This window comes from Pseudomonas sp. H3_D04, assembly GCF_054669175.1.
Genome location: NZ_CP162801.1, coordinates 5611642 through 5632842, shown reverse-complemented (window position 1 = coordinate 5632842; position 21201 = coordinate 5611642). Strand labels below are relative to the sequence as shown.

Here is a 21201-nt window from a genome sequence, read left to right as displayed (position 1 = left end):
AAATCAGTGCAGCACTCAGGGGCAGTCAAGGATGAATAGAAGTCACTCGTTGTTGTGCGTCAGCCTGCTGGCGCTTGCGATAAGCGGATGTGCCGTCAAAAGTGAACCGATCGAACGCAGCGTCAGCGAACAGCGCGCCAAGAGCGATCTGCAAAATATGTACACCGGCCAGGAGCCGCTCAGTGGTCCGCTGACCTTGCACCAGGCCATGGCCCGTGCGGTGAAATACAACCTTGAAGGCCGGCTCAAGATCATGGAAGAGGCATTGGCCAAGCGCCAACTCGACCTCGCCAGTTTCGACATGCTGCCGCGCATGGCCCTGGATGCAGGCTACGTCGGGCGTAGCAACGTTGGCGCCTCCAGCAGCCAGAGCGTACTGACCGGCACCCAGTCTTTGGAACCGTCGACCTCCCAGGACCGCGACCGCCGAGTGGCCGACCTGACCATGGTGTGGAATGTCCTCGACTTCGGCGTCAGCTACATCAGTGCCAAGCAACAAGGCGACCAGCGTCTGATTGTTCAGGAACGCCGGCGCAAGGTCATCAACACCATCGTCCAGGACGTGCGCTCGGCCTATTGGCGAGCGGTGGCCGCCGAACGTTTGCTCACGCAGATCGACAGCCTGATGGCGCGGGTCGATACGGCACGCGGCAACAGCCAAAGCATGAGCACCCAACGCATCGGCGATCCGATCCAGGCGCTGGGTTACCAGCGTTCGCTGATCGAGGCGACCCGCCAGTTGCAAGAGCAACGCCGGGCGCTGTCCCTGGCCAAAACCGAACTGGCGACCCTGATCAACCTGCCGATGGGCACCGATCTGAAATTGGCGACCCCGGACGACTACTCGATTCCGCAGTTGAAGGTCGGCATGGCCAGCCTGGAGCATGAAGCCCTGGCCAGCCGTCCGGAGCTGCGCGAACAGGATTACCAGACCCGCATCAGCACTGCTGAAACCCGTAAAGCCATGCTGCGGCTGTTGCCGGGGCTGGAGTTTTCGGCAGGTGGGCATTACGACAGCAACTCGTTTCTGGTCAATGACAAGTGGGCCGACTACGGTGTGAAGCTGACCTGGAACCTGTTTAACGTGATTTCCGCACCGGCCGCGATCAACGTGGCCAAGGCCGGCGAAGAGGTCGCCAAGGCACGGCGCCAGGCCATGTCCATCGCGGTGCTGGCCCAGCTCTATGTGGCGAACGCCAACTACCAGGAAGCGCTGAATCAGTTCCAGACCAACCAGGAACTCTCGAGCATCGACGGGGAGATTCTGGGGCAATTGCGCAACCGTCATCAGGCGGCGGGACTTGGTGAACTGGACCTGATCCAGGGTGAACTGAACACGTTGCAGGCGGATTTGCGCCGGGACCTGTCCTATGCCGATCTGCGTAACGCCTACGGCCAGATCTTCGCCAGCGCCGGCCTCGACCCGATGCCGGACGAGGTGCAATCCACCGAAGTCCAATCCATCGCCACCGCCTTGGCCAACCGCGAAGCGGCGTGGGCGTCGGGCAATATCAGTGTGCCGGTGACCCATGCTCCGGTCCAATAACCTGCTGGCGCCGACCGCGAGCATCAATCGCGAACAACGGGAGACCCGCAATGGTCATCACGGAGCCGCGATCCTGCTGACCGGTTTGCCGGCGGCGGGTAAATCGACGCTGGCCCAGGCCCTGCACGCTGAGTTGTTCGAGCGCGGCGTGCAGAGCGTGGTGCTCGATGGCGACGGCTTGCGGGTCGGGCTCAATCGTGACCTGGGCTTTTCTGACAGTGATCGTCTGGAGAACATCCGCCGCGCCAGCGAACTCGCGGCGCTGTTGGTGGAGAACGGGCAGATCGTCATCCTCGCGATGATCGCGCCGCTGGTGGAGTTGCGTGAGGTGTTCGCTCGCCGTCTGGGCGAGGATTACCGCGAAGTCTGGTGCTGCGCTTCGTTGGCGGTGTGCGAGCAGCGAGATCCCAAAGGTCATTATGCGCGGGCGCGTCGTGGTGACTTGGCAGGGTTTACCGGGATTTCCGCGCCCTATGAACCGCCGACGTCCGCCTCCCTGGTGCTCGACACCGGCGTGCAGTCGGTCGAAGCCTGCCTCGATCGCTTGCTGACCTGGCTCGGCGAGTGTGCGGTGCTGCCGAAACGATGAGCCGGCCGGCATTTTCCCGCTTGCCGGTGGCGGTGGATTTACCGCTGTTGTTGCAGGCGCTGGCGGCGATTGGCGAGGACGCGTGGCATGCGCATTTCAACAGCGATTACTACGCCGGGGACTGGAGTGGTGTGGCGCTGGTGTCGGCGGCGGATGCCCTGACGGAACTGTCCCCGGGGCGTGGCGAACCGCTGTTGCGTGCGCCGTGGTTGCAGGATCCGCGATGGCAGCAGGGCTTGCGGGATCTGCCGCTGGAAATCGTCAGCGCACGCCTGTTGCGACTTGGGCCGGGCGGACAGATTCATGAGCATCGTGACTACGATCTTGGCGGACCAGCCGCCGATCTGCGCCTGCACATTCCGCTACTCAGCCCGCCGAAAGTGGACTTCATGCTGGACGGTCAACGCATGCCGATGACGGCAGGCGAGTGCTGGTTCCTCGACCTGTCGCGACCGCACCGTGTGGACAATCGGGATACTCAGACGCGGGTTCATTTGGTGCTCGATTGCCGGCCGGGTGACTGGCTGGAGCAGGCGATTGTCGACGGTGTATCGACCACGCCGCAGCCGGGTTCGGGTGACGGCGCCTTGCTGCAATTTCAGCGTCTGGTGGCCAGTGATTTGCAGCTTTCGAAGACCTTGCAGGGCTTGCCGGACACCGAGGTGTTTATCACCCGCACCTTGGAGCTGGCGGCGGAGCGAGGCCTGGAATTTTCTCGGGAAGAACTGCGTGCCGCGATGCGCAGCGGTCGCCGCCGATGGAATGAACAATGGAGCGCCTGAATCTCGAAGGCTGGTTGCCGATTCGGATCTGGCAGCCGGCTGGCGAGTGGCAGGTCGATTGGTGCTGGTTCGGGGACACGCCGTTGCATCAGCCGTTTTTTCGCGATGCCGTGGAAGCTGCGCTGAGGTTACCGTTCAATCAGGCGTTTCGTCGGCAGACGCCGTTGGCTGTTCTCGGCGACTGGCAGGCGCAGAGTCCCGGGTTGGCGCCGAGTGCATTCATTTTTCACGCTTCGCGATGCGGCTCGACTCTGATCAGTCAGATGCTCGCGCAACTCACCAACCACATCGTCATCAGCGAACCGCCGCCGCTGGATGCCTTGTTGCGCAGTGGTTTGCCAGTCGTCGAACGGTGTGCCGCGATCAAAGGGTTGTTGTCCGCCTATGGTCAGCGTCGGCTTGGTACGGAGCAGCGGCTGGTGATCAAACTCGATGCCTGGAACATCACCGAATTGCCCCTGCTGCGCGAGTGCTTTCCCGACACGCCCAGGTTGTTTGTGTACCGCGATCCGCTGGAAATCGCTGTTTCCCATATACGCCGCCCGGGCATGCACATGGTGCCGGGAATGATCGGGGCCAGTGGGCTGGATGACGAATGGCCGTTCGACAGTCGTGAGGATTTTATTGCGCGGCGGTTGGGGCGGTTGCTGGCATCGGGGTTGGCGCAATGCCAGGCGTTTGGTGGGTTGGCGGTGAATTACAGCGAGTTGCCGGGCGCAATGGCGGGGCGGTTGGCTGGGTTTTTCGGGTTGGATGACGTGCAGAGGGAGCAAGTGTTTGCGGCGGTGGGGCGGCATGCCAAACAGCCTTCATCGGTGTTTGTCGGGGACTGTGATGACAAGCGGCGTGAGGCGTCGACGTTGTTGCGTGAGCGGGTGGAGCGTTGGGCGCGGGGGCCTTATGAGGCGCTGGTTGCCAAGTCATGCATTGACAGCACTGACGCCATCGCGAGCAGGCTCACTCCTACAGTTGATCTTCAGTGAACACAAATTATGTGTACGACGCAGATCCAATGTAGGAGCGAGCCTGCTCGCGATGGCGGCGGTCAATTCACCGCCAATCGACCTGGCTAAACCTTGGCCTGAGCCTGCTGAATCTGCATCGCCTCCCAATGATCCATCGCCCGCTCTACGAGCAACTGCACGCCATCGGCCATGCGGCTGAGCGCCAAGGCAACCGAACGCCGCGTCCCGTCCACATCGTCCGCCAGATCGGCCGCAATGGCGCTGATGGACAGCAGGTCTTCGGAGGCATTGGCCAGCAGGGCTTCGGTATCGATGTCGGGGGAAACGGTGAAGAGATGGCCTTTGCGGCGTTTGGCTGGTTTTCCGTCAGTCGGGGGGAAGTAGTGGGCGAAGGCGCGGTCTGCGGCTTCCTTGAGTTTTTCGGCTTCGAGGGAATCGTCGGAATCGGTGCCAGGGTTACCTGGTGGATTCGGCGTAATTTTGTGCATATATAAAAATCCTAAACAGTAAGTAGGAGCCGTCACCGTTCGCTTGCACGCGAATGGGGTGGCGGCCGAGCGCAGGTGTGCAAGACCGGGACTGTTTAGGACACCCAGCAGATCCGAGGATCTCCTGCGCGCAGCCGCCATAAAGCAATGAGCCATGGCAATTGCGACCTAAACAGTTTCGTCGGACTTGCACGTCCGTGTCACCGTTTATTCAGTGACAAACCCAGACTAGACCTGGGTTCAGGCCGGAACAAGTTCACCAACACCACTACAACTTGAAGGAAATCTCCGACGGAGTTACCAGACGTTGGTGTTTTCGCGGAAGGTCAGGATTTGGACGACAAATCCGCCATCCCCTTGAGCAATTCGATCGGCAGCGGGAAGACGATGGTCGCTGTCTTGTCCCCGGCAATCGAGCTCAGCGTCTGCATGTAGCGCAACTGCATGGCCCCCGGCTGACGCCCCAACATCTCGGCGGCTTGCATTAGTTTTTCCGAGGCCTGCAATTCACCTTCGGCGTGAATCACCTTGGCCCGGCGTTCCCGCTCGGCTTCGGCCTGTTTGGCGATGGCGCGGACCATCGATTCGTTGAGGTCTACGTGCTTGATCTCGACGTTCGCCACCTTGATGCCCCAGGCATCGGTCTGGGCGTCGAGCACTTGCTGGATGTCGATGTTCAGCCGCTCCCGTTCGGCCAGCAGTTCATCGAGCTCATGTTTACCCAGCACTGCCCGCAACGTGGTCTGGGCCAGTTGGCTGGTGGCCATGAGGAAGTCTTCGACCTGGATGATGGCTTTCTGCGGATCGAGCACGCGGAAATACAGCACGGCGTTGACCTTGACCGAGACGTTGTCGCGGGTGATCACGTCTTGCGGCGGCACGTCGAGCACCACGGTGCGCAGGTCGACGCGGACCATTTGCTGGACCACCGGAATCAGCAGGATCAGGCCAGGGCCCTTGACCTGCCAGAAGCGCCCGAGCTGGAACACCACCCCGCGCTCGTATTCGCGCAGGATGCGGAAGGTCGACCCCGCCAGCGCGATCAGCAGTAACAGCAGCGCGGCAAAACCCAGTTGCAGGCCCATGGCTATTCTCCCTTCGACGCCGCGTCAGCCGCGGCCACTTTCAGCAGTAATCCCTTGCGCGCCACCACCCGGACCTTTTGCCCCGGTTGCAGCGGCGTGCTGCTGAGCACTTGCCACTGTTCGCCTTGCAGGTGCACCCAGCCGTTACAGGCGTTGTCGGCGTTCAACGAAATTACCGGCGTCACGCTGCCCACAAGTCCGGCATCGCCACTGACGTTATGCCGCGGTCGGGTTTTCAGGGCGCGGATCAGCAGGAAAATCAACAGCAGCGCACTGACCAGGCCTAAGCCGATGATCAACGGCACCGGCACCTCGGTGTTGGTCAGAATCACCGCGCCGATGACGAACATCACAATGCCGCCGAGCCCGATCACGCCGTAATTGGGCAGCGCCGCCTCGGCGATCAAAAAGGCGATGCCGAACGTGATCAGCCAGATCCCCATGGGGTTGGGGGCCAGCAAGACAATGGTGTCCGACGCGAAGACCGATCCGCTCAAGGCCAACAGCAGCGCAACTGCACAGCAACGAATGTTCACGCGACCCTCCGGGAGAGTCATTGATGGTTCTTTATACAGTCTAGCTGAGCTGTGGGTTGTACGAATTTTGACCAGTTGTTGACCTTGGCCCGGCGGGCGGATTTCACTCCGGAATGCGCCAGCGGGCCTAGACTTTCAGTACGAAGAAAAGTGTTAACCATCGTCCGCCAAACAGTGTTTGCGGACACCGAGGTGCATCATGCGTATGGCAAGAACCCTGCAGAGCAGCCTGGACAAGGCGCACTGCGAATATGACATCGTGTCCCACCCGCACTCGGCCAGCAGCCTTGAAACCGCGCGACTCGCGGGCATTCCTGCCGAACGGGTGGCCAAGTCAGTTATCCTCGACGACCAACACGGGCATTTCCTGATGGCTGTGCTGCCCGCCAGCCGTCATCTGGACCTGAGCAAAGTTCGCAGCAGTGGCGAATGGCAGATCTCCCGGGAAAGCAACCTGCCGCACCTGTTCGATGATTGCGAACGCGGCGCTGTGCCCGCCCTGGGCGAAGCCTATGGCCTGGACGTAGTCATCGACCCGCTACTGACCCGGCAGAAAGACATCTACCTGGAAGCCGGCAACCACACCAATCTGTTGCGCATGGAAATGCCGCAGTTTCTGAAAATGGTGCCGCACGCCGAGGTGCGTGAATTGAGCCAATGAGTTTTGTGGAGTCAGTGACATCGCCTTCGCGGGCAAGCCTCGCTCCTACAGGATCACGCGGCACCTGTAGGAGCGAGGCTTGCCCGCGAATGACTGCGCAGCAGTCACCCCATCATTTGCCATAAAAAGGAGCCCGACATGGAATCCCCAACCCACAACCTCCCCTCGCTGTTCAAGCAACTAGGCCTGCCGGACGACGCCGAAAGCATCGATAAATTCATCGCCACTCACTCACCGCTCAAGCCGGAATTGCATCTGGCCGATGCGTTTTTCTGGAACGAGAGCCAGGCTCAGTTATTGCGGGAGGAGATTCTGGATGATGCCGATTGGGCGGAGGTGGTGGATCAACTGGATGTGCTGATGAGAAAGGGGCGGGGGGTGTAACCATCTGAACGCAAGACCTTGTCACGGCTTTTCTGAAAGGTGTTACCTGAGCTGAAGTAGCTTTCATGGCGTTGAGTCCAACCATGAGACCGAGTCATGCAGCGTGTTTTGGCAGAAAGAGTCATCAGCATCTCTGAACTCGCGAAAAACGCAGGAACTATAGTGCGTGAGGCGCAAGACAGGCCTATTGAGGTGATTGAAAAAATCAGATCAAGGCCTATCTGGTTTCGGCAGAGCTTTTCGAAACGATGCTGGTGCGTCTGGGCGATTTCAACCTGGGGTCCGGTTGAATGTCGTAAACGGTCCGTCCGGCTACAGAATTGTTTCAAAACTTGACCAACTTTCCCCTCCAATGCCATATTGATAGTTAGCAAGCTAACAGTGTGCATTTCCCCTCGTGCCGAAAAACCTCGACGCTCTCCAGATGAACATCAGCAGCTCCATGGTGGTGGCCGCGCGGCATTGGCGGAAGATCTGCCAGACCACGCTGGTCAACTATGGGATTTCCGAAGCCTGCGCCGTCCCGTTGTTGATGATCGGGCGCCTGGGCGAGGGTGTGCGACAGGTGACGGTGGCGCAGGCGGCTGGGATGGAGAGTCCGTCGCTGGTGCGTCTGCTCGATCAGCTGTGTCACGCCGGTTACGTCTGTCGCACTGAAGACGTCCATGACCGCCGCGCCAAATGCCTGAGTCTCACTGAAACCGGTCGGGAGTTGGTGCAGGCTGTCGAAATCGAGCTGGTGCGTTTGCGCAATGAGGTGCTCGAAGGGATCGACCGCAGTGATCTGGAAGCGACGTTGCGGGTGCTGCGAGCCTTTGAAGCGGCCAACCCGCCATCGGTGGCCAACCCTTGAGCGGATTTTTCACCGGCGTTCCTCCGGCGCGGGACTGGTTCTACGGAGTGCGCACGTTCGCGGCGTCGATGATTGCGCTGTACATCGCCATGCTCATGCAAATGCCGCGTCCGTATTGGGCGATGGCCACGGTGTATATCGTTTCCAGCCCTTTTGTCGGCCCTACCAGTTCCAAGGCGTTGTACCGGGCGGTCGGCACCTTGCTCGGTGCGGCGGCCGCGGTTTTTTTCGTGCCGATGTTTGTCCAGAGCCCGTATGTGCTGGTGGTCGTGATCGCGCTGTGGACGGGGACGTTGCTGTTCCTGTCTTTGCATCTGCGCACGGCCAACAGTTATGCGCTGATGCTTGCCGGTTACACCCTGCCGCTGATCGCCCTGCCGGTGGTGGATAACCCGTTGGCGGTGTGGGATGTCGCGGAAGCGCGAACCGAAGAAATCTTTCTCGGCATCGCGGTGGCGGCCGTGGTCGGTGCCATGTTCTGGCCCCGGCGGCTGGCGCCGGTGTTCAACGATTCGGTGAACAAATGGTTCGCCGATGCCTCGACTTACAGCCTGCGTTTCCTCAGCCGCGACGTGCAACCTGATGAAGTCAGCGCCTTGCGCTCGGCGATGGTGGCGACGTTCAACAGCCTGGAATTGATGATCGGCCAGCTGCCCCACGAAGGCGCGCGGCCGCAGACGGTGCGTAATACCAAGGAACTGCGCGGCCGCATGATTCACCTGCTGCCCGTGATCGATGCCCTCGACGACGCGCTCTATGCCCTCGAACGCAGAACGCCCGAGCTTGTGGATAAGTTTGCGCCGCTGCTGACGGCGACCACCGAATGGCTGAATCACAAGGATGCCGACCTCGGCCGCTGGCAGGCGCTGAAAGATCAACTTGAGGCCTTGCAACCGTCCGCCGAAGCGCTGAATGACCGCAAGCAACTGCTGTTTTCCAACGCCCTGTATCGCCTCGGCGAGTGGATCGACTTGTGGCAAGACTGCCGCAGCCTGCAATACGCCATTCAGTGCGAAAGCCAGGACAGCTGGCGCGCGGTGTATCGGCACTGGCGCCTGGGCCGCCTGTCGCCGTTTCTCGACCGGGGGCTGATGCTTTATTCGGCGGCGTCCACGGTGACCGCGATTATTGTCGCCTCGGTGCTATGGATCCTGCTCGGCTGGACCGATGGCGGCGCTGCGGTGATTCTGGCGGCGGTGGCGTGCAGCTTCTTCGCCTCGATGGACGACCCGGCGCCGCAGATTTTCCGGTTCTTTTTCTGGACCGCGATGTCGGTGTTGTTCGCCAGTCTTTATCTGTTCCTGGTCCTGCCTAACCTGCATGATTTTCCGATGCTGGTGCTGGCGTTTTCTGTGCCGTTCATTTGCATCGGCACCCTGACGGTCAAGCCGCAGTTTTACCTGGGCATGCTGCTGACGCTGGTCAACACCTCGTCGTTCATCAGCATTCAGGGCGCTTACGACGCGGATTTCCTCAGCTTCGCCAACTCCAACCTCGCCGGCCCCGTCGGCTTGCTGTTTGCCTTTGTCTGGACGCTGATCGCCCGGCCATTTGGTGCGGAACTGGCGGCCAAGCGCCTGACCCGTTTCAGCTGGCGCGACATCGTCAGCCTGACCGAGCCGGCCACGCTGGCCGAACACCGGCACTTGGGCGTGCAGATGCTCGATCGCCTGATGCAGCATCTGCCGCGCCTGGCCATGACCGGGCAAGACACCGGCATCGCGCTGCGGGAAGTGCGCGTAGCGCTGAACCTGCTCGACTTGCTGGCTTACACGCCGCGAGTGCTCGGCGCCCCGCAAGTGCTGCTGCATCAAGTAGTGGCCGAGGTTGGCGAGTATTTCAAGGCGTGCCTGAAGGCGGGCGAGCGATTGCCGGCACCGAGCCCGCTGCTGATGACCCTCGACCGCACCCGCCGCGCCCTCAACACCGAGTGCGATGACGGCGCGCGTCTGCACCTGTTGCATGCCCTGAGCGGCCTGCGCCTGTCGCTGCTGCCAGGGGTGGAATTCGTCGCCTTGGGCGAACTCGAAGAACCGCTTCCCCATGGCATCGATGGAGCGCCTTTATGATCGGTGATCTGGATATCAGCGGGGTCTTCCTGCCCACGTTGCTGGTGCTGATGGGCATTACGTATCTGTTGTTCCTGTTGGTGCACGGGCTGCTGACACGCCTGCACTTTTACCGTCTGGTCTGGCACCGGGCATTGTTTAACGTGGCTCTCTACGCCTTGCTGCTTGGCGCCGTGGACTCACTCAGTCGATACCTGATGACATGAAAAAACCTTTTTTGACCCTCGGTCGCGTGGTCCTGACCTTGCTGATCGTGACCTTCGCCGTCGTCGTGGTCTGGCGCATGGTGATGTATTACATGTTCGCGCCCTGGACCCGGGACGGGCACATCCGCGCCGACATCGTGCAGATCGCGCCGGACGTTTCCGGGCTGATCCAGCAAGTGCAGGTGCGTGACAACCAATTGGTGAAGCGCGGCCAAGTGCTGTTCAGCATCGACCAGGACCGATTCAAACTGGCCTTGCGTCAGGCGAAAGCGGCGGTCGCCGACCGTCAGGAAACCCTGGCCCAGGCGCAACGGGAAGCCAAGCGTAACCGCGGCCTCGGCAATCTGGTGCCGGGCGAGCAACTGGAAGAAAGCCAGTCGCGGGTCGCTCGCGCCGAAGTGGCGTTGATGGAAGCCCAAGTGGCGGTGGACAGCGCCCAGCTCAACCTGGACCGCTCGACCATCCGCAGCCCGGTGGATGGCTATGTCAACGACCGCGCGCCGCGTGCGCAGGAATTCGTCACCGCCGGGCGTCCGGTGTTGTCGGTGGTGGACAGTAATTCGTTCCACATCGACGGTTATTTCGAAGAAACCAAACTCGACGGCATTCATGTCGGCCAGTCGGTCGACATCCGCGTAGTCGGCGACCGCGCGCGTTTGCGTGGCCACGTGGAAAGCATCGTCGCCGGCATCGAGGACCGCGACCGCAGCAGCGGCAGCAACCTGCTGCCCAACGTCAATCCGGCCTTCAGCTGGGTGCGCCTGGCCCAGCGGATTCCGGTGCGGATTGCCTTCGACGACGTACCGGCGGATTTCCGCATGATCGCCGGGCGCACCGCCACGGTATCGATCATGGAAGACCAGCCGCAGGAGCCCGCGAAATGAGCAGGGCCTCGGGTTTGGCTGTCGTCGGATTAGGCGTGTTGCTGTCGGCCTGTCAGGTGGTCGGGCCGGATTATCACCTGCCGGACGACGCGGCCATCCACCGTGAAGACTTGCAGGGTGAATTGGCGGTGAACGGTAAAAATGTCGTTTCGGCCCCGGTGCCCGCCGATTGGTGGCGCCTGTATCAGGATCCGCGCCTGGACCAATTGGTGCAGCAGGCCATGGTCACCAATACCGATTTGCGCGTGGCGGCGGCGAGCCTTTCCCGGGCCCGTGCTCAGGTTGACGAAGCGCAGGCGGCGGGCGGCTGGAGCGGCGGCGTGAAAATGGGCGCCCAGCGTTTGCAGGAGTCCGGCGAAGCCTTCTTGCTGGCGGATAAAGTGCCCGTGGCCAACGTTGGCGACATCGGCATTACGACCTCGTATCAGTTCGACCTGTTTGGCACCTTGCAGCGCGGCATCGAAGCGGCCAAGGCCAATGCCGACGCGACCCAGGCTGCCGCCGATACCGCACGCATCACCTTGGTGGCCGATGTGGTTCGGGCCTACACCCAAGTGTGTGCGGCCAATGAAGAGCAGGAAATCGCCCAGCATTCCCTCGACCTGCAAGCCCAAGGCACGACCCTGATCCAGCGTCTGCGCGACGCCGGGCGCGGCGATGAAACCCAGGTCACGCGCTCGCAAACCCAATTCAAATCCTTGCGCGCCGATATGCCGCGCTATGAAGCGGCGCGCCAGGCGGGTTTGTTCCGTTTGTCGATGCTGTTGGCCAAACCGGTCGATCAGTTGCCGGCCGGGACCGCCACCTGCAACGAACTGCCGAAAATCACTCAATTATTGCCGGTCGGTGACGGCGCCACTTTGCTCAAGCGCCGGCCCGATGTGCGCCAGGCCGAGCGCCGATTGGCCGCCGCGACCGCTGGCATCGGCATCGCCACCGGCGAGTTGTACCCGGACATCAGCATCGGCGCGACCGTCGGCACCGTCGGCATCCTGGAAAACCTCGGCAAACCGGCAACCAACCGCTGGGGCTTTGGTCCGTTGCTGACCTGGACTGTGCCGTCCAATGGTTCCCGGGCGCGAATCCGTGAGGCAGAAGCGGCGACCCAAGGCACGCTTGCGCATTTCGACGGCGTGGTGCTCAACGCCATCCGCGAAACCCAGACCAGCCTGGCGCAATACTCCGCGCTGCTGCAACGCCGCGATGCGTTGGCCGATGCCGAACAATCGGCACAACTGGCCGCCGACCAGACCCACCGCTTCTTCCAGGCCGGCCGCGCATCGTTCCTGGCGGACCTGCAAGCCACCCGCACCTACACCGATGTACGGGCGCAATTGGCCTCCGCGAACACGCAAGTTGCCATGAGCCAGATCGATCTGTTCCTCGCGTTGGGCGGTGGCTGGGAAAGCGGACGAACGCAAGCGTCACAACCCGGCAAACCCTGAGGCCGTTGCTATGCTTTGATTTGATGAAGTCGCGCGTCGATTTCATCGATCAAGGCTCGCGTTGGTCATGGGGATCTAATAATGAAAAACCCTTATGCTCCCGGCTTCTGGTGCGCTATTGCGGCATTGGTTCTGCTGTCGGCCACCTATTTCTACGGCATCATGCTGGCCCACCAGATCGACAAGGCTCTGGTGTTCCTCGACAGCGCAGCCGCGCTGATTGCCGTGATGGCAATCGTCGTAGTGGCCTGGGCCTCAGTCCAGGGCCAGCGCATCAAGAAAAGACAACTCGAACAAGGCAAGACCCGGGTGCTGATCTGGGACACCAAGGTGGCTTTGCGTCGGGTCGAAACGGTGTTTGACCGCTATTTCTGGGGCAGTTACTGGCAACCGGGGCGCACGTTCCAGGAAGTCATGGGCGAACTCACCGGCACGCCACTGGAAAAAAGCCTCGATACGTTGAAGAAACAATGCCTTGAACTGGACAAGCAAGTCTCCGAAGACGGCAGGCACTGGCTGAACAACGCCCGCGAACTCTCCGATGTCGCCGCCGCCATGGCCCGCGAACGCTATCAGCTGGACTTCTGCGATCCCCGTGCGGACGTGGCGGGCGGGGCGGTAATCAATCGCGATTTTGAAGTGCTGGTGTATACGTGGACGGCGCGGCTCAAAAGCTTTGATCACCAGCTGGATGAGATGGAAGTTCAGTATTCCTGAATTGATGTTGTCGGTATTGACGCCTTCGCGGGCAAGCCTCGCTCCTACAAGGATCATGCGATACCTGTAGGAGCGAGGCTTGCCCGCGAACGCGATTTCATGACCGCCGAAACTCTCGGCCCGTGCGCGCGGTCCATAGACACTCTTTAACCTTTAAACATTGGGCCGCCCGGTGCGCCTGATGATAATCTCCCTCGCACTTTCAGCGCAGTCGTGACCGCAACCCGTCAAGGGTTCAGGGAAGACGACCACATTTTCAACAACGGACATTGATCGGGTAATTCATGAATAAATCAGCAGGCGTGCTTCTTGGAATCGTCGTTGCCATCGGTGCAATCAGCGCCGGTGGTGCCTGGTACACCGGCACCAAAATCGAAGGCGTGCTGAATACCTCGATCGCTGACGCCAACAAAGAGCTGAAAGCCGCGCTGGTGGGTTCCAACGGCACGGCATCGCTGGAACTGGTCTCGCTGGAGCGCCACGTGTTCAGCAGCACCGCGCACTATCGCCTCAAGGGCGAAGGTGAAATGTTTGGCGAAGCGCCGGTCGAGTTGCTGTTCGTCGACCACATCGAACACGGACCGCTGCCGTTCTCGCGTCTGATGTCGCTGAAATGGCTGCCGGTCATGGCCACCAGTCACTACGAACTGGAAAGAACGCCAACCACCGAGAAATGGTTCGCCGCTGCCAAGGACCAGTCGCCTCTCAAGGGCCTGGTCAATATCGGGTACGACAATTCCACCAACGGTACGCTCGAATTGCTGCCGCTGGACGTGGCGCTGGACGCCACCTCCCATCTGAAGTTTTCCGGTCTGAACCTCGACGTCGCCGCCAGCGCCCAAGCCCAAAAGGTCAAGGCTGACGGCTACATGGACAGCCTGACGCTGACCACGGTGGCTGAAGACCAGACACCCGTGAAGGTCGAGCTGAACGGCCTGACCGTGGCCAGCAACCTGACCAAAAGCACCTACGGTTATTACGTCGGCGACAACACCCTGGAGGTGACCGACAGCAAAACCACCTTCGGCGCCAAACAGTCGGTACTGGGCTTCAAGAAATTTGAAATGAAAAACCACACCGAAGAGTCGGGCACCAGCGCTTCGGGGCGCGCCGATTACAAGGTGGGCGAGGTGTCGTTGAATGGCAAAACGTTCGGTTCTGCGCAGATGGCCATGAGCCTGAAAAACCTCGACATCCCGGCGACCATGTCGCTGATGCAGATCTACCAGACCAAATTGCAGCCCTACGAGAAGGCCGCCGCCGAAGCCGCTGCCGCCGGTGAACCGGCGCCAGAACTGGTGTTGACCCCGGAAGAAGAAGCACAGGTCAAAATCGGTCTGGAAAAACTGCTCGCGGCTGGCCCGCAGGTCGCCCTGGAGAATCTGTCGTTCAAATCCACCAACGGTGAAAGCCGCGCCAACCTGGTGCTCGACCTGACCAAACCGCAGTCCATGGACCTGCCGCCAGACCAGTTGACCCAACAACTGATTGCGCTGCTGGATTTCAATCTGAAAGTGTCCAAGCCAATGCTCGTTGACCTGTTCACTGTGCAATCGCAGATTGACGGTCAGACCGACGCCAAGCTCATCGCCGATCAGGCAACGGCGACTGCTGACATGTTCAGCAGCATGGCGGTCGGTACGCAACTGGCCAAGCTGGAGGGCAACGATGTCGTCACCAAATTGCATTACGCCAACAATCAGGTGGAATTCAATGGCCAGAAAATGACCGTTGAACAATTTGTCGGCTTCGTGATGAGCAAACTCGGCGGCGTTGCACCGATTCAGTAATACCGCTCGCTTCATGGCAACGCCCGGTCTCTGCGAACGCAGGCACCGGGCGTTTTGCTGTCCGCTGTTTAAACCTAATCCACATCCCGAATCAACAGCCACGCCTCATCCACCGGCAGCGGTTGCTTCATCCGTTCAGCGAGCATCGCCATCGCCCGCTCTTTGTCGCAGGCAACAGCCGCCACCACCACGCCGTTCTTGCTGAACAGGCCGATAAAGGGTGGATGGTCAGGGTTGCCTTTGAACTCGACTTCGTCCCAGCTTTCGGCGTGGCCGAGGTAGTCGTAATTTTTGCCGAAGTGCCAGGTCCAGAAATACGGCACGTCGAGGTAGTGCTCGTCGCCGCCCAGCATGTTCGCCGCCGCGATCCGCGCCTGTTGCTGGGCCAGGCGCCAGTGTTCGATGCGCTGGGGCTGGCCGTTGAGCGGGAAGGTCGCGATATCACCCGCCGCCCAGAGCCCGTCGGCCACGCGCATGCCGCCGTCGGCCTGCAGTGAACGGTCTTTTTCCTTGGGCAGGTCGGCAAACGGATCCGTCGCCGGGCTGACGCCTATGCCGACGAGCACCAGATCGGCAGGCAAACGTTGACCGTTTTCCAGTTTCACCGCTTCGACCTTGCCCGCGCCTTCGATTTGCGCGGCTTCGCTGTCGGTATGAAACACCACGCCGTTGGCCACGTGCCGGGCACGAATCGCTTTGCCGACCGCTTCGCCAAACTGCTTGACGAACGGCACTGCGTGGCGCGCCAGCACGGTGACCTCCAGACCGTATTGGCGCAGGGCCGACGCGGACTCCAGGGCAATGAAGCTATCGCCGATGATCACCACCCGTTGGCCGGGTTTTGCAGCGTTCAGAATCCGCGTCGCCTGATCCTTGGAGCGCAGCAGGAAGACTTGCGGCAAGTCGGCGCCTGGCAACGTGAGGGGGTTGGGTGTGCCGCCGGTCGCGAGCAGCGCGGCGTCATAGGTCAGTGACTGACCGTCGGCCAGTCGCAGTGTTTTGTTGGCCGTATCCAGGCTCGCCACTTCACCGTTTATTCGCTCGATGCGCTGCTCGCGGTAAAAGCGTTCATCCCGTAGCGGCGGGACTTCTTCGGGCGGCATTTCCCCGGCAATCACGAATTTGCTCAGCACTGTGCGGTCGTAACCGGCGTCGGCTTCACGGTCGATCAGCACGACACGGCCGCCAAAGCCTTTTTCGCGCAATGCCGCTGCTCCCGCCGTGCCGGCGGCCCCGGCTCCGATGATCACAAACGTACGCTCATCATCGGCTGGCGGGGTGTGGGGATCCGAGAGCGGCTGATCGTCGACCCAGACCTCGTCATCACGCATCTCCAGGGGATAGCGCTTGAGGCTGTCCAGAGACGGCGGATCACACAGCCCGCCATCCTCGATCCGATACGCGGCTTTGTGCCACGGACAGATCAGACGCCCATGGCACAGCGCACCCTCGGCCAGCGGCGCCCCGGCGTGGGGGCATTCACCTTGATAGGCGCGCAATTGATCGCCGACCCTTAGCAAAACTATCTTGGTGTCCGCGATCCGTACTTCCAGGCCTCGGTTTTCGGGCACATCGGCAAAACGGGCGACGCGGTGCAGGGCCATGATCATTCTCCAGGCGGGCGTTTCACTTAAGAGTTTGGCCTTAGTCCCGAGGTTCAGCCAATTCCCACTGCCACCGCACCAACGGTACGGCTATAGTTCGCAGGCCGACGAAGGCCCCATCCGCACAAGGTGCTCCGGAATGACCCGATTGACCTCTCTGAACCCTTGGCTGGCGGCCGTTGCAGTCGCCCTTTGCGTGCAATTTCCGGCGCAGGCCCAGGAGCGTTTCACCGTCAGCATTCCCGGTGTTTCGGATAACCGCCTGTTCACCTCGGCGGCGGCCAGCGACGCCAGCGGCTGCGGCGGCAAGAATCAGTCCCCGGCCCTGAGCTGGAACACCGGCCCCCAGGGCACCTTGAGCTACGCCATCGTCATGCACGACCCGGACGGCCAGAAAGGCCTTGGGGTCGATCACTGGATTCACTACGGCATCAAGGCCACGACCCGTCAGATCCCGGCCGGTGTGGGCGCCAAATCCGCGCTAGAAGGTATGGGCGGCAGCAACAGCAAAGGCACCACCGGCTACATCGGTCCTTGCCCACCCGTCGGCGACAGCTCCCACCACTACATTATCCAGCTCTACGCCCTGGACCTCGCACCGGACGCCTTGCCCGCCGGCCTGACGCGTGCGCAGCTGCTGGAGAAAATCAAAGGCCATGTGCTGAAAAACAGCAGTGTGGTGCGGCGTTATCACCGCTGAGATTAATTTTTCAGCCGGCTTAACCCGAATCTGAACGGGGGCTCGTCTCAGAGGATGAATGGATCAATTTCCTCCTGAGGTCAGCCCCCATGTCCCTCCCTCTGCATTTCCTCCGCCCGGCCGCCCAGGGTTTCACCGTCGGGTTGCTGTTGGCCGTTGCCGGTTGCGGCGCTTCCTCTAAACCTGAGTCCGCCGCTGTGTCGCCACCGGCTCAAGGTGCACTGAAGACTGAGGCGCTGGTGCGCAGCGAGTCCGTTGCCGCAGATGCCTCGATGGCCAAACGCAGCGCCCGTCCAGCCCCCATGGCGAGCTTTGCGCCTGAGGTGGCTGCGCCGGGTTATCGGGATGAGCAGCGCGAGCAATATCAGGCATTGGCGGATAACCCGATTCACAGTGTGGCCGAGGCGCCGGTCTCGACCTTCAGCGCCGACGTCGATACCGGCGCTTACGCCAATGTCCGCCGCTTGCTGAATCAGGGACGCCTGCCGCCCGAAGGCGCTGTGCGGCTGGAAGAACTGGTCAATTACTTCCCCTACGACTACGCGCTGCCCACGGACGGCTCGCCTTTTGGCGTGACCACTGAACTGGCGCCATCGCCATGGAGTCCGCATACCCGTTTGCTGCGCATCGGTATCAAAGCCTCGGACCGCGCAGTCGCGGAACTGGCCCCGGCCAACCTGGTGTTTTTGGTGGACGTCTCCGGCTCGATGGACCGTCGCGAAGGTTTGCCACTGGTCAAAAGCACCCTGAAATTGCTGGTCGATCAACTGCGCGAGCAGGACCGGGTGTCTTTGGTGGTCTACGCCGGCGATTCGCGTGTGGTTCTAGAGCCGACTTCTGGACGGGAAAAAGCGAAGATTCGTACAGCGATTGATCAATTGACCGCCGGTGGCTCGACGGCGGGTGCCTCGGGCATCGAATTGGCCTATCAGATGGCGCAACAAGCCTTCATTCCCAAAGGCATCAACCGCATCCTGCTGGCCACGGACGGTGACTTCAACGTCGGCATCAGCGACTTCGACAGCCTCAAGCAAATGGCTGTGGATAAACGCAAGACTGGCGTTTCCCTGACCACCTTGGGTTTTGGTGTGGATAACTACAATGAACACCTGATGGAACAACTGGCCGACGCCGGCGATGGCAACTACGCCTACATCGACAACCTGCGCGAGGCGCGCAAAGTGCTGGTGGATCAACTCGGTTCAACCCTCGCGGTGGTGGCGAAAAACGTGAAGCTGCAAGTGGAGTTCAACCCGGCGCAGGTCAGCGAATATCGGCTGCTGGGGTATGAGAACCGGGCGCTGAAGCGTGAGGATTTCAGCAATGACAAAGTCGATGCCGGTGAAATTGGTGCAGGACACACGGTGACGGCGTTGTACGAAATCGTGCCCAAGGGCGAGAAGGGCTGGCTGGAGCCGCTGCGGTATGGCAAGGCTGAGCCGGTGGCTTCCGGTACAACTGGGGAGTTGGCGATGCTGCGTGTGCGATATCAGCTGCCGGAAGGTGGGAAAAGTCGCTTGATCGAACGGCCGATTGCGGGTGATTCGGTCGGCAAAGCCAGTGATGACCTGCGCTTCGCGTCGGCTGTGGCAGCGTTTTCCCAGCAGCTCAAGGACGGGCGTTACACCGGTGATTTCAGCCTGAAAGACACCGAAGCCTTGGCGCGCGGTGCACGGGGCGACGACCCATTCGGTCTGCGCGCCGAGTTCGTGCAATTGGTTGAGTTGGCGCAGAGCCTGCGAACCACTACCACCGCCTCCAACACTGAGTCGCATAAAGGAGCTTATAACTGACATGTCCGCGCCTGAACCGAGCGACGAATCGCTACTGGCCCGGTACCGCGCAGGCGACGGGCCAGCGTTCGAGATCTTGTACGCCCGTCATCGCCAGGGCCTCTACCGATTCCTCTTCGGTTTGAGCGGCAGGCCGGAACTGGCCGAAGAGGTTTACCAGGACACCTGGCTGAGCCTGATCCGCAGCACCAGTCAGCCACAAGGCCGGGCGAATTTTCGTACATGGCTTTATCAGATTGCCCGCAACCGATTGATCGATCACTGGCGCAAACATGGCATTCACAACCCTTTGCACGATAGCTACGACGAACAAACCCACGCCGTGATTGATGAGGCGACCGATCCCGAACAACTGCTGAACCTGAGCCGCGACAGCCAACGCCTCGAAACCGCGCTGCACGACCTGCCCGCCGACCAGCGCGAAGTGTTCCTGCTGCGCGCCCACGGCGAACTCGACCTGCCGCAGATCGCCGCCCTCACCGAAACACCCCTGGAAACCGTCAAGAGTCGCTTGCGCTATGCCCAGCAAAAACTGCGTCGGCTGCTGGCCGAGGAGGTACTGACATGACTGACGCCCGTAAAACACCGGAAGACCAAGTGCTTCAGCATTACCGTGAACACGTGGCTGGCGAACCACCGGCTCATCTGGATGCATTCATCCTGGCTGCTGCACACCGTGAAACACCTGCGCACAAACCGAACCTGTGGCAACGCTGGGTCCAGGCTTGCCAGAAACCCCGATGGCAAGTCGCGTTCGCCAGCCTCGTTGGTGTGGCGCTGATGCTGGCGCTGGTGCAACGTACCCCTGAGCAAGTGCCAACTTTGGATTCCAGCCCTGCACCCAAAACCTCGTCTTTTGCGGTCAAGAAAGAAGCTGCAGAAGCGCCGGCATCGGTTGCCCGCTCAATGGCGGCCCCGGCCGGCGCGATGTCCGCGCCTGCGCCCGCACCCGTAGCGCCAATGGCTGAATTTGCCGCGCCGGCGCAGAGCGAATCGATCAGTGCTGACATGGCGGAAGAATCAAAAATGAGCAAACGCCCAGCGGAGGCTCCGGCGAAATTTATCGACGACCAGTTACGTGAAGTGATTCGCTTGCAAAATGCCGGTCAAACCAAAGCAGCTGATGAGCTGATGGCGACCTTGCACAAACGCTTTCCCAAGGAAAATCTCGCGGCTCGGCTCAAGGAATTGCAGAAAAACTGAGCAGCAGGGCGGTCGGCCATTTGGCAACGAGCCCCGAAAGCGCGCACTATCGGCCTATAGCCGATGCGTTGGAGGATGCCGTGGCAAAAAAAATCGACCGCATCGCCCAAATGCTCAACTGCCCGGAAAAGGGTGAGGTATTGCGGCGCGCTGTGACGGAGAGTCGTAAGGAGTTTCTGCTGGCGAAGCAGGCAGAGGAAGCGCTGGAGGAAGACGTTCTTGACGATGAAGAGGTTGAGGACGAAGAGGATGATGAGTATGACGAGTTTGATTGGACGACGGAATGAAAGACCACATTATGCTCGTTTGTGAATCTGACACCTTGGTTGCTCAGCGCTCGTCCTACACGGAATCACAGCAGATGGCAGTTCGGTTACAAGCTAAGGCTATTGAAGCTAGCTGTAATGATCCGCGTCCAAATATCGCCGCCGAAACAGTGTTTGCGGAGTTTTATGTGCTCATTGATGACATTGAGGCTAAGCAAAGCAGGACGGGACACCGCCCACAAAAAAGCCCCAGTCCTTAAGGCCTGAGGCTTTCTCGTTTCTACTAGTATGGTGCACCAGGCGGGATTCGAACCCACGACCCCTGCCTTCGGAGGGCAGTACTCTATCCAGCTGAGCTACTGGTGCAAGCGGGCGCCATGATACTCATATGCACTGCGGGCGTCCATGCTGCTGAATCGACTGCGGTTTTCGCAAGCGTAACAACCGTTTGCTACGTTGATCAGAAAAAGTAGGCAAATGCGGCGTTTTCGTTCTTTTTTTCGAACAGACTATTGTCCTTTACCCCCTTTGATCCTAGGATTCGTTTGAGATTTCAAACGCTCTTGTCTGGGTGCTGAACCGCACGAGTTTCGAACAGTGCGCTATTTATGTGCTTCAGCCCGGTGAATGATTTC

At 60.6% G+C, this 21201-nt stretch carries 23 protein-coding genes and 1 tRNA gene; 19 read left to right on the top strand and 5 right to left on the bottom strand.

Features of this window, described 5'->3' with window-relative positions:
* The first annotated feature begins 31 nt into the window (after positions 1 to 31).
* The 4 genes from AB4N91_RS25950 to AB4N91_RS25935 are packed head-to-tail and all read left to right on the top strand — an operon-like array spanning position 32 to position 3900.
* Complete coding sequence (locus tag AB4N91_RS25950; RefSeq protein WP_042932453.1) at positions 32 to 1546, top strand: TolC family protein; 1515 nt, start codon at positions 32 to 34, stop codon at positions 1544 to 1546.
* On the top strand, positions 1530 to 2135 hold the full coding sequence (gene cysC, locus AB4N91_RS25945) for an adenylyl-sulfate kinase (protein WP_154913453.1): 606 nt from the start codon (positions 1530 to 1532) through the stop codon (positions 2133 to 2135). The genes AB4N91_RS25950 and cysC overlap by 17 nt, the downstream gene beginning before the upstream one ends.
* Positions 2132 to 2917 carry an aspartyl/asparaginyl beta-hydroxylase domain-containing protein gene (locus AB4N91_RS25940; RefSeq protein WP_154913455.1) on the top strand — a complete coding sequence of 262 codons (786 nt, stop codon included), beginning with the start codon at positions 2132 to 2134 and terminating at the stop codon, positions 2915 to 2917. Before cysC ends, AB4N91_RS25940 begins: the two co-directional genes overlap by 4 nt.
* A complete protein-coding gene (locus tag AB4N91_RS25935; protein ID WP_154913456.1) occupies positions 2905 to 3900 on the top strand; it encodes a sulfotransferase family protein in 996 nt (331 codons plus the stop codon). Before AB4N91_RS25940 ends, AB4N91_RS25935 begins: the two co-directional genes overlap by 13 nt.
* A gap of 86 nt (positions 3901 to 3986) precedes the next feature.
* On the opposite strand, the gene AB4N91_RS25930 is transcribed toward AB4N91_RS25935, so the two are convergent.
* The 3 genes from AB4N91_RS25930 to AB4N91_RS25920 form a co-directional block, all read right to left on the bottom strand.
* Positions 3987 to 4370: a DUF6124 family protein gene (locus AB4N91_RS25930; protein WP_077747463.1), complete on the bottom strand. Its 384-nt coding sequence runs from the start codon at positions 4368 to 4370 to the stop codon at positions 3987 to 3989.
* Between the two features lie 326 nt (positions 4371 to 4696).
* Positions 4697 to 5455 (bottom strand): slipin family protein, encoded by a 759-nt coding sequence (locus AB4N91_RS25925; RefSeq protein WP_094469722.1) that lies wholly within the window; start codon positions 5453 to 5455, stop codon positions 4697 to 4699.
* Positions 5456 to 5457: 2 nt separating this feature from the next.
* On the bottom strand, positions 5458 to 5991 hold the full coding sequence (locus AB4N91_RS25920) for an NfeD family protein (protein ID WP_154913488.1): 534 nt from the start codon (positions 5989 to 5991) through the stop codon (positions 5458 to 5460).
* A 199-nt stretch (positions 5992 to 6190) separates the two neighbouring features.
* Between AB4N91_RS25920 and AB4N91_RS25915 the strand changes: the two genes are divergently transcribed.
* The 9 genes from AB4N91_RS25915 to AB4N91_RS25875 all read left to right on the top strand — a co-directional run bounded on the left by AB4N91_RS25915 (position 6191) and on the right by AB4N91_RS25875 (position 15000).
* Positions 6191 to 6652 carry an aminoacyl-tRNA deacylase gene (locus AB4N91_RS25915; protein WP_010464901.1) on the top strand — a complete coding sequence of 154 codons (462 nt, stop codon included), beginning with the start codon at positions 6191 to 6193 and terminating at the stop codon, positions 6650 to 6652.
* 138 nt (positions 6653 to 6790) lie between these two features.
* Positions 6791 to 7036, top strand: coding sequence for a DUF2789 domain-containing protein (locus tag AB4N91_RS25910; protein WP_010464900.1), 246 nt, complete (start codon positions 6791 to 6793; stop codon positions 7034 to 7036).
* Between the two features lie 424 nt (positions 7037 to 7460).
* A complete protein-coding gene (locus tag AB4N91_RS25905) occupies positions 7461 to 7889 on the top strand; it encodes a MarR family winged helix-turn-helix transcriptional regulator (RefSeq protein ID WP_154913457.1) in 429 nt (142 codons plus the stop codon).
* The gene (locus AB4N91_RS25900) at positions 7886 to 9958 is read left to right on the top strand and encodes an FUSC family protein (protein WP_077747464.1); all 2073 of its coding nucleotides are present in this window, start codon (positions 7886 to 7888) and stop codon (positions 9956 to 9958) included. The genes AB4N91_RS25905 and AB4N91_RS25900 overlap by 4 nt, the downstream gene beginning before the upstream one ends.
* The gene (locus AB4N91_RS25895; protein WP_010464893.1) at positions 9955 to 10164 is read left to right on the top strand and encodes a DUF1656 domain-containing protein; all 210 of its coding nucleotides are present in this window, start codon (positions 9955 to 9957) and stop codon (positions 10162 to 10164) included. Before AB4N91_RS25900 ends, AB4N91_RS25895 begins: the two co-directional genes overlap by 4 nt.
* Positions 10161 to 11048, top strand: coding sequence for an efflux RND transporter periplasmic adaptor subunit (locus AB4N91_RS25890; protein ID WP_010464891.1), 888 nt, complete (start codon positions 10161 to 10163; stop codon positions 11046 to 11048). The genes AB4N91_RS25895 and AB4N91_RS25890 overlap by 4 nt, the downstream gene beginning before the upstream one ends.
* The gene (locus AB4N91_RS25885; protein ID WP_288113960.1) at positions 11045 to 12493 is read left to right on the top strand and encodes an efflux transporter outer membrane subunit; all 1449 of its coding nucleotides are present in this window, start codon (positions 11045 to 11047) and stop codon (positions 12491 to 12493) included. The genes AB4N91_RS25890 and AB4N91_RS25885 overlap by 4 nt, the downstream gene beginning before the upstream one ends.
* 81 nt (positions 12494 to 12574) lie before the next feature.
* A complete protein-coding gene (locus AB4N91_RS25880) occupies positions 12575 to 13210 on the top strand; it encodes an NADH:ubiquinone oxidoreductase subunit N (protein WP_083375310.1) in 636 nt (211 codons plus the stop codon).
* Positions 13211 to 13494: 284 nt separating this feature from the next.
* Positions 13495 to 15000 carry a YdgA family protein gene (locus tag AB4N91_RS25875; protein WP_083375309.1) on the top strand — a complete coding sequence of 502 codons (1506 nt, stop codon included), beginning with the start codon at positions 13495 to 13497 and terminating at the stop codon, positions 14998 to 15000.
* Positions 15001 to 15074: 74 nt separating this feature from the next.
* On the opposite strand, the gene AB4N91_RS25870 is transcribed toward AB4N91_RS25875, so the two are convergent.
* Positions 15075 to 16604, bottom strand: a complete 1530-nt coding sequence (locus AB4N91_RS25870; protein WP_460111885.1) for an FAD-dependent oxidoreductase — start codon at positions 16602 to 16604, stop codon at positions 15075 to 15077.
* A 139-nt stretch (positions 16605 to 16743) separates the two neighbouring features.
* On the opposite strand from AB4N91_RS25870, the gene AB4N91_RS25865 reads away from it, so the two are divergent.
* From AB4N91_RS25865 to AB4N91_RS25840, 6 genes are all read left to right on the top strand, one after another.
* A complete protein-coding gene (locus tag AB4N91_RS25865) occupies positions 16744 to 17304 on the top strand; it encodes a YbhB/YbcL family Raf kinase inhibitor-like protein (RefSeq protein ID WP_460111884.1) in 561 nt (186 codons plus the stop codon).
* A gap of 89 nt (positions 17305 to 17393) precedes the next feature.
* Positions 17394 to 19097: a vWA domain-containing protein gene (locus AB4N91_RS25860; RefSeq protein WP_460111883.1), complete on the top strand. Its 1704-nt coding sequence runs from the start codon at positions 17394 to 17396 to the stop codon at positions 19095 to 19097.
* Between the two features lies 1 nt (position 19098).
* The gene (locus tag AB4N91_RS25855) at positions 19099 to 19665 is read left to right on the top strand and encodes an RNA polymerase sigma factor (RefSeq protein WP_460111882.1); all 567 of its coding nucleotides are present in this window, start codon (positions 19099 to 19101) and stop codon (positions 19663 to 19665) included.
* Positions 19662 to 20300 (top strand): hypothetical protein, encoded by a 639-nt coding sequence (locus AB4N91_RS25850; protein WP_460111881.1) that lies wholly within the window; start codon positions 19662 to 19664, stop codon positions 20298 to 20300. Before AB4N91_RS25855 ends, AB4N91_RS25850 begins: the two co-directional genes overlap by 4 nt.
* Before the next feature lie 20 nt (positions 20301 to 20320).
* The gene (locus AB4N91_RS25845) at positions 20321 to 20587 is read left to right on the top strand and encodes a hypothetical protein (RefSeq protein ID WP_154502514.1); all 267 of its coding nucleotides are present in this window, start codon (positions 20321 to 20323) and stop codon (positions 20585 to 20587) included.
* Complete coding sequence (locus tag AB4N91_RS25840; RefSeq protein WP_010464870.1) at positions 20584 to 20826, top strand: hypothetical protein; 243 nt, start codon at positions 20584 to 20586, stop codon at positions 20824 to 20826. Before AB4N91_RS25845 ends, AB4N91_RS25840 begins: the two co-directional genes overlap by 4 nt.
* A gap of 29 nt (positions 20827 to 20855) precedes the next feature.
* Here the strand turns inward: AB4N91_RS25840 and AB4N91_RS25835 are convergent.
* Positions 20856 to 20932, bottom strand: a tRNA-Arg gene (locus tag AB4N91_RS25835).
* Between the last annotated feature and the right edge of the window lie 269 nt (positions 20933 to 21201).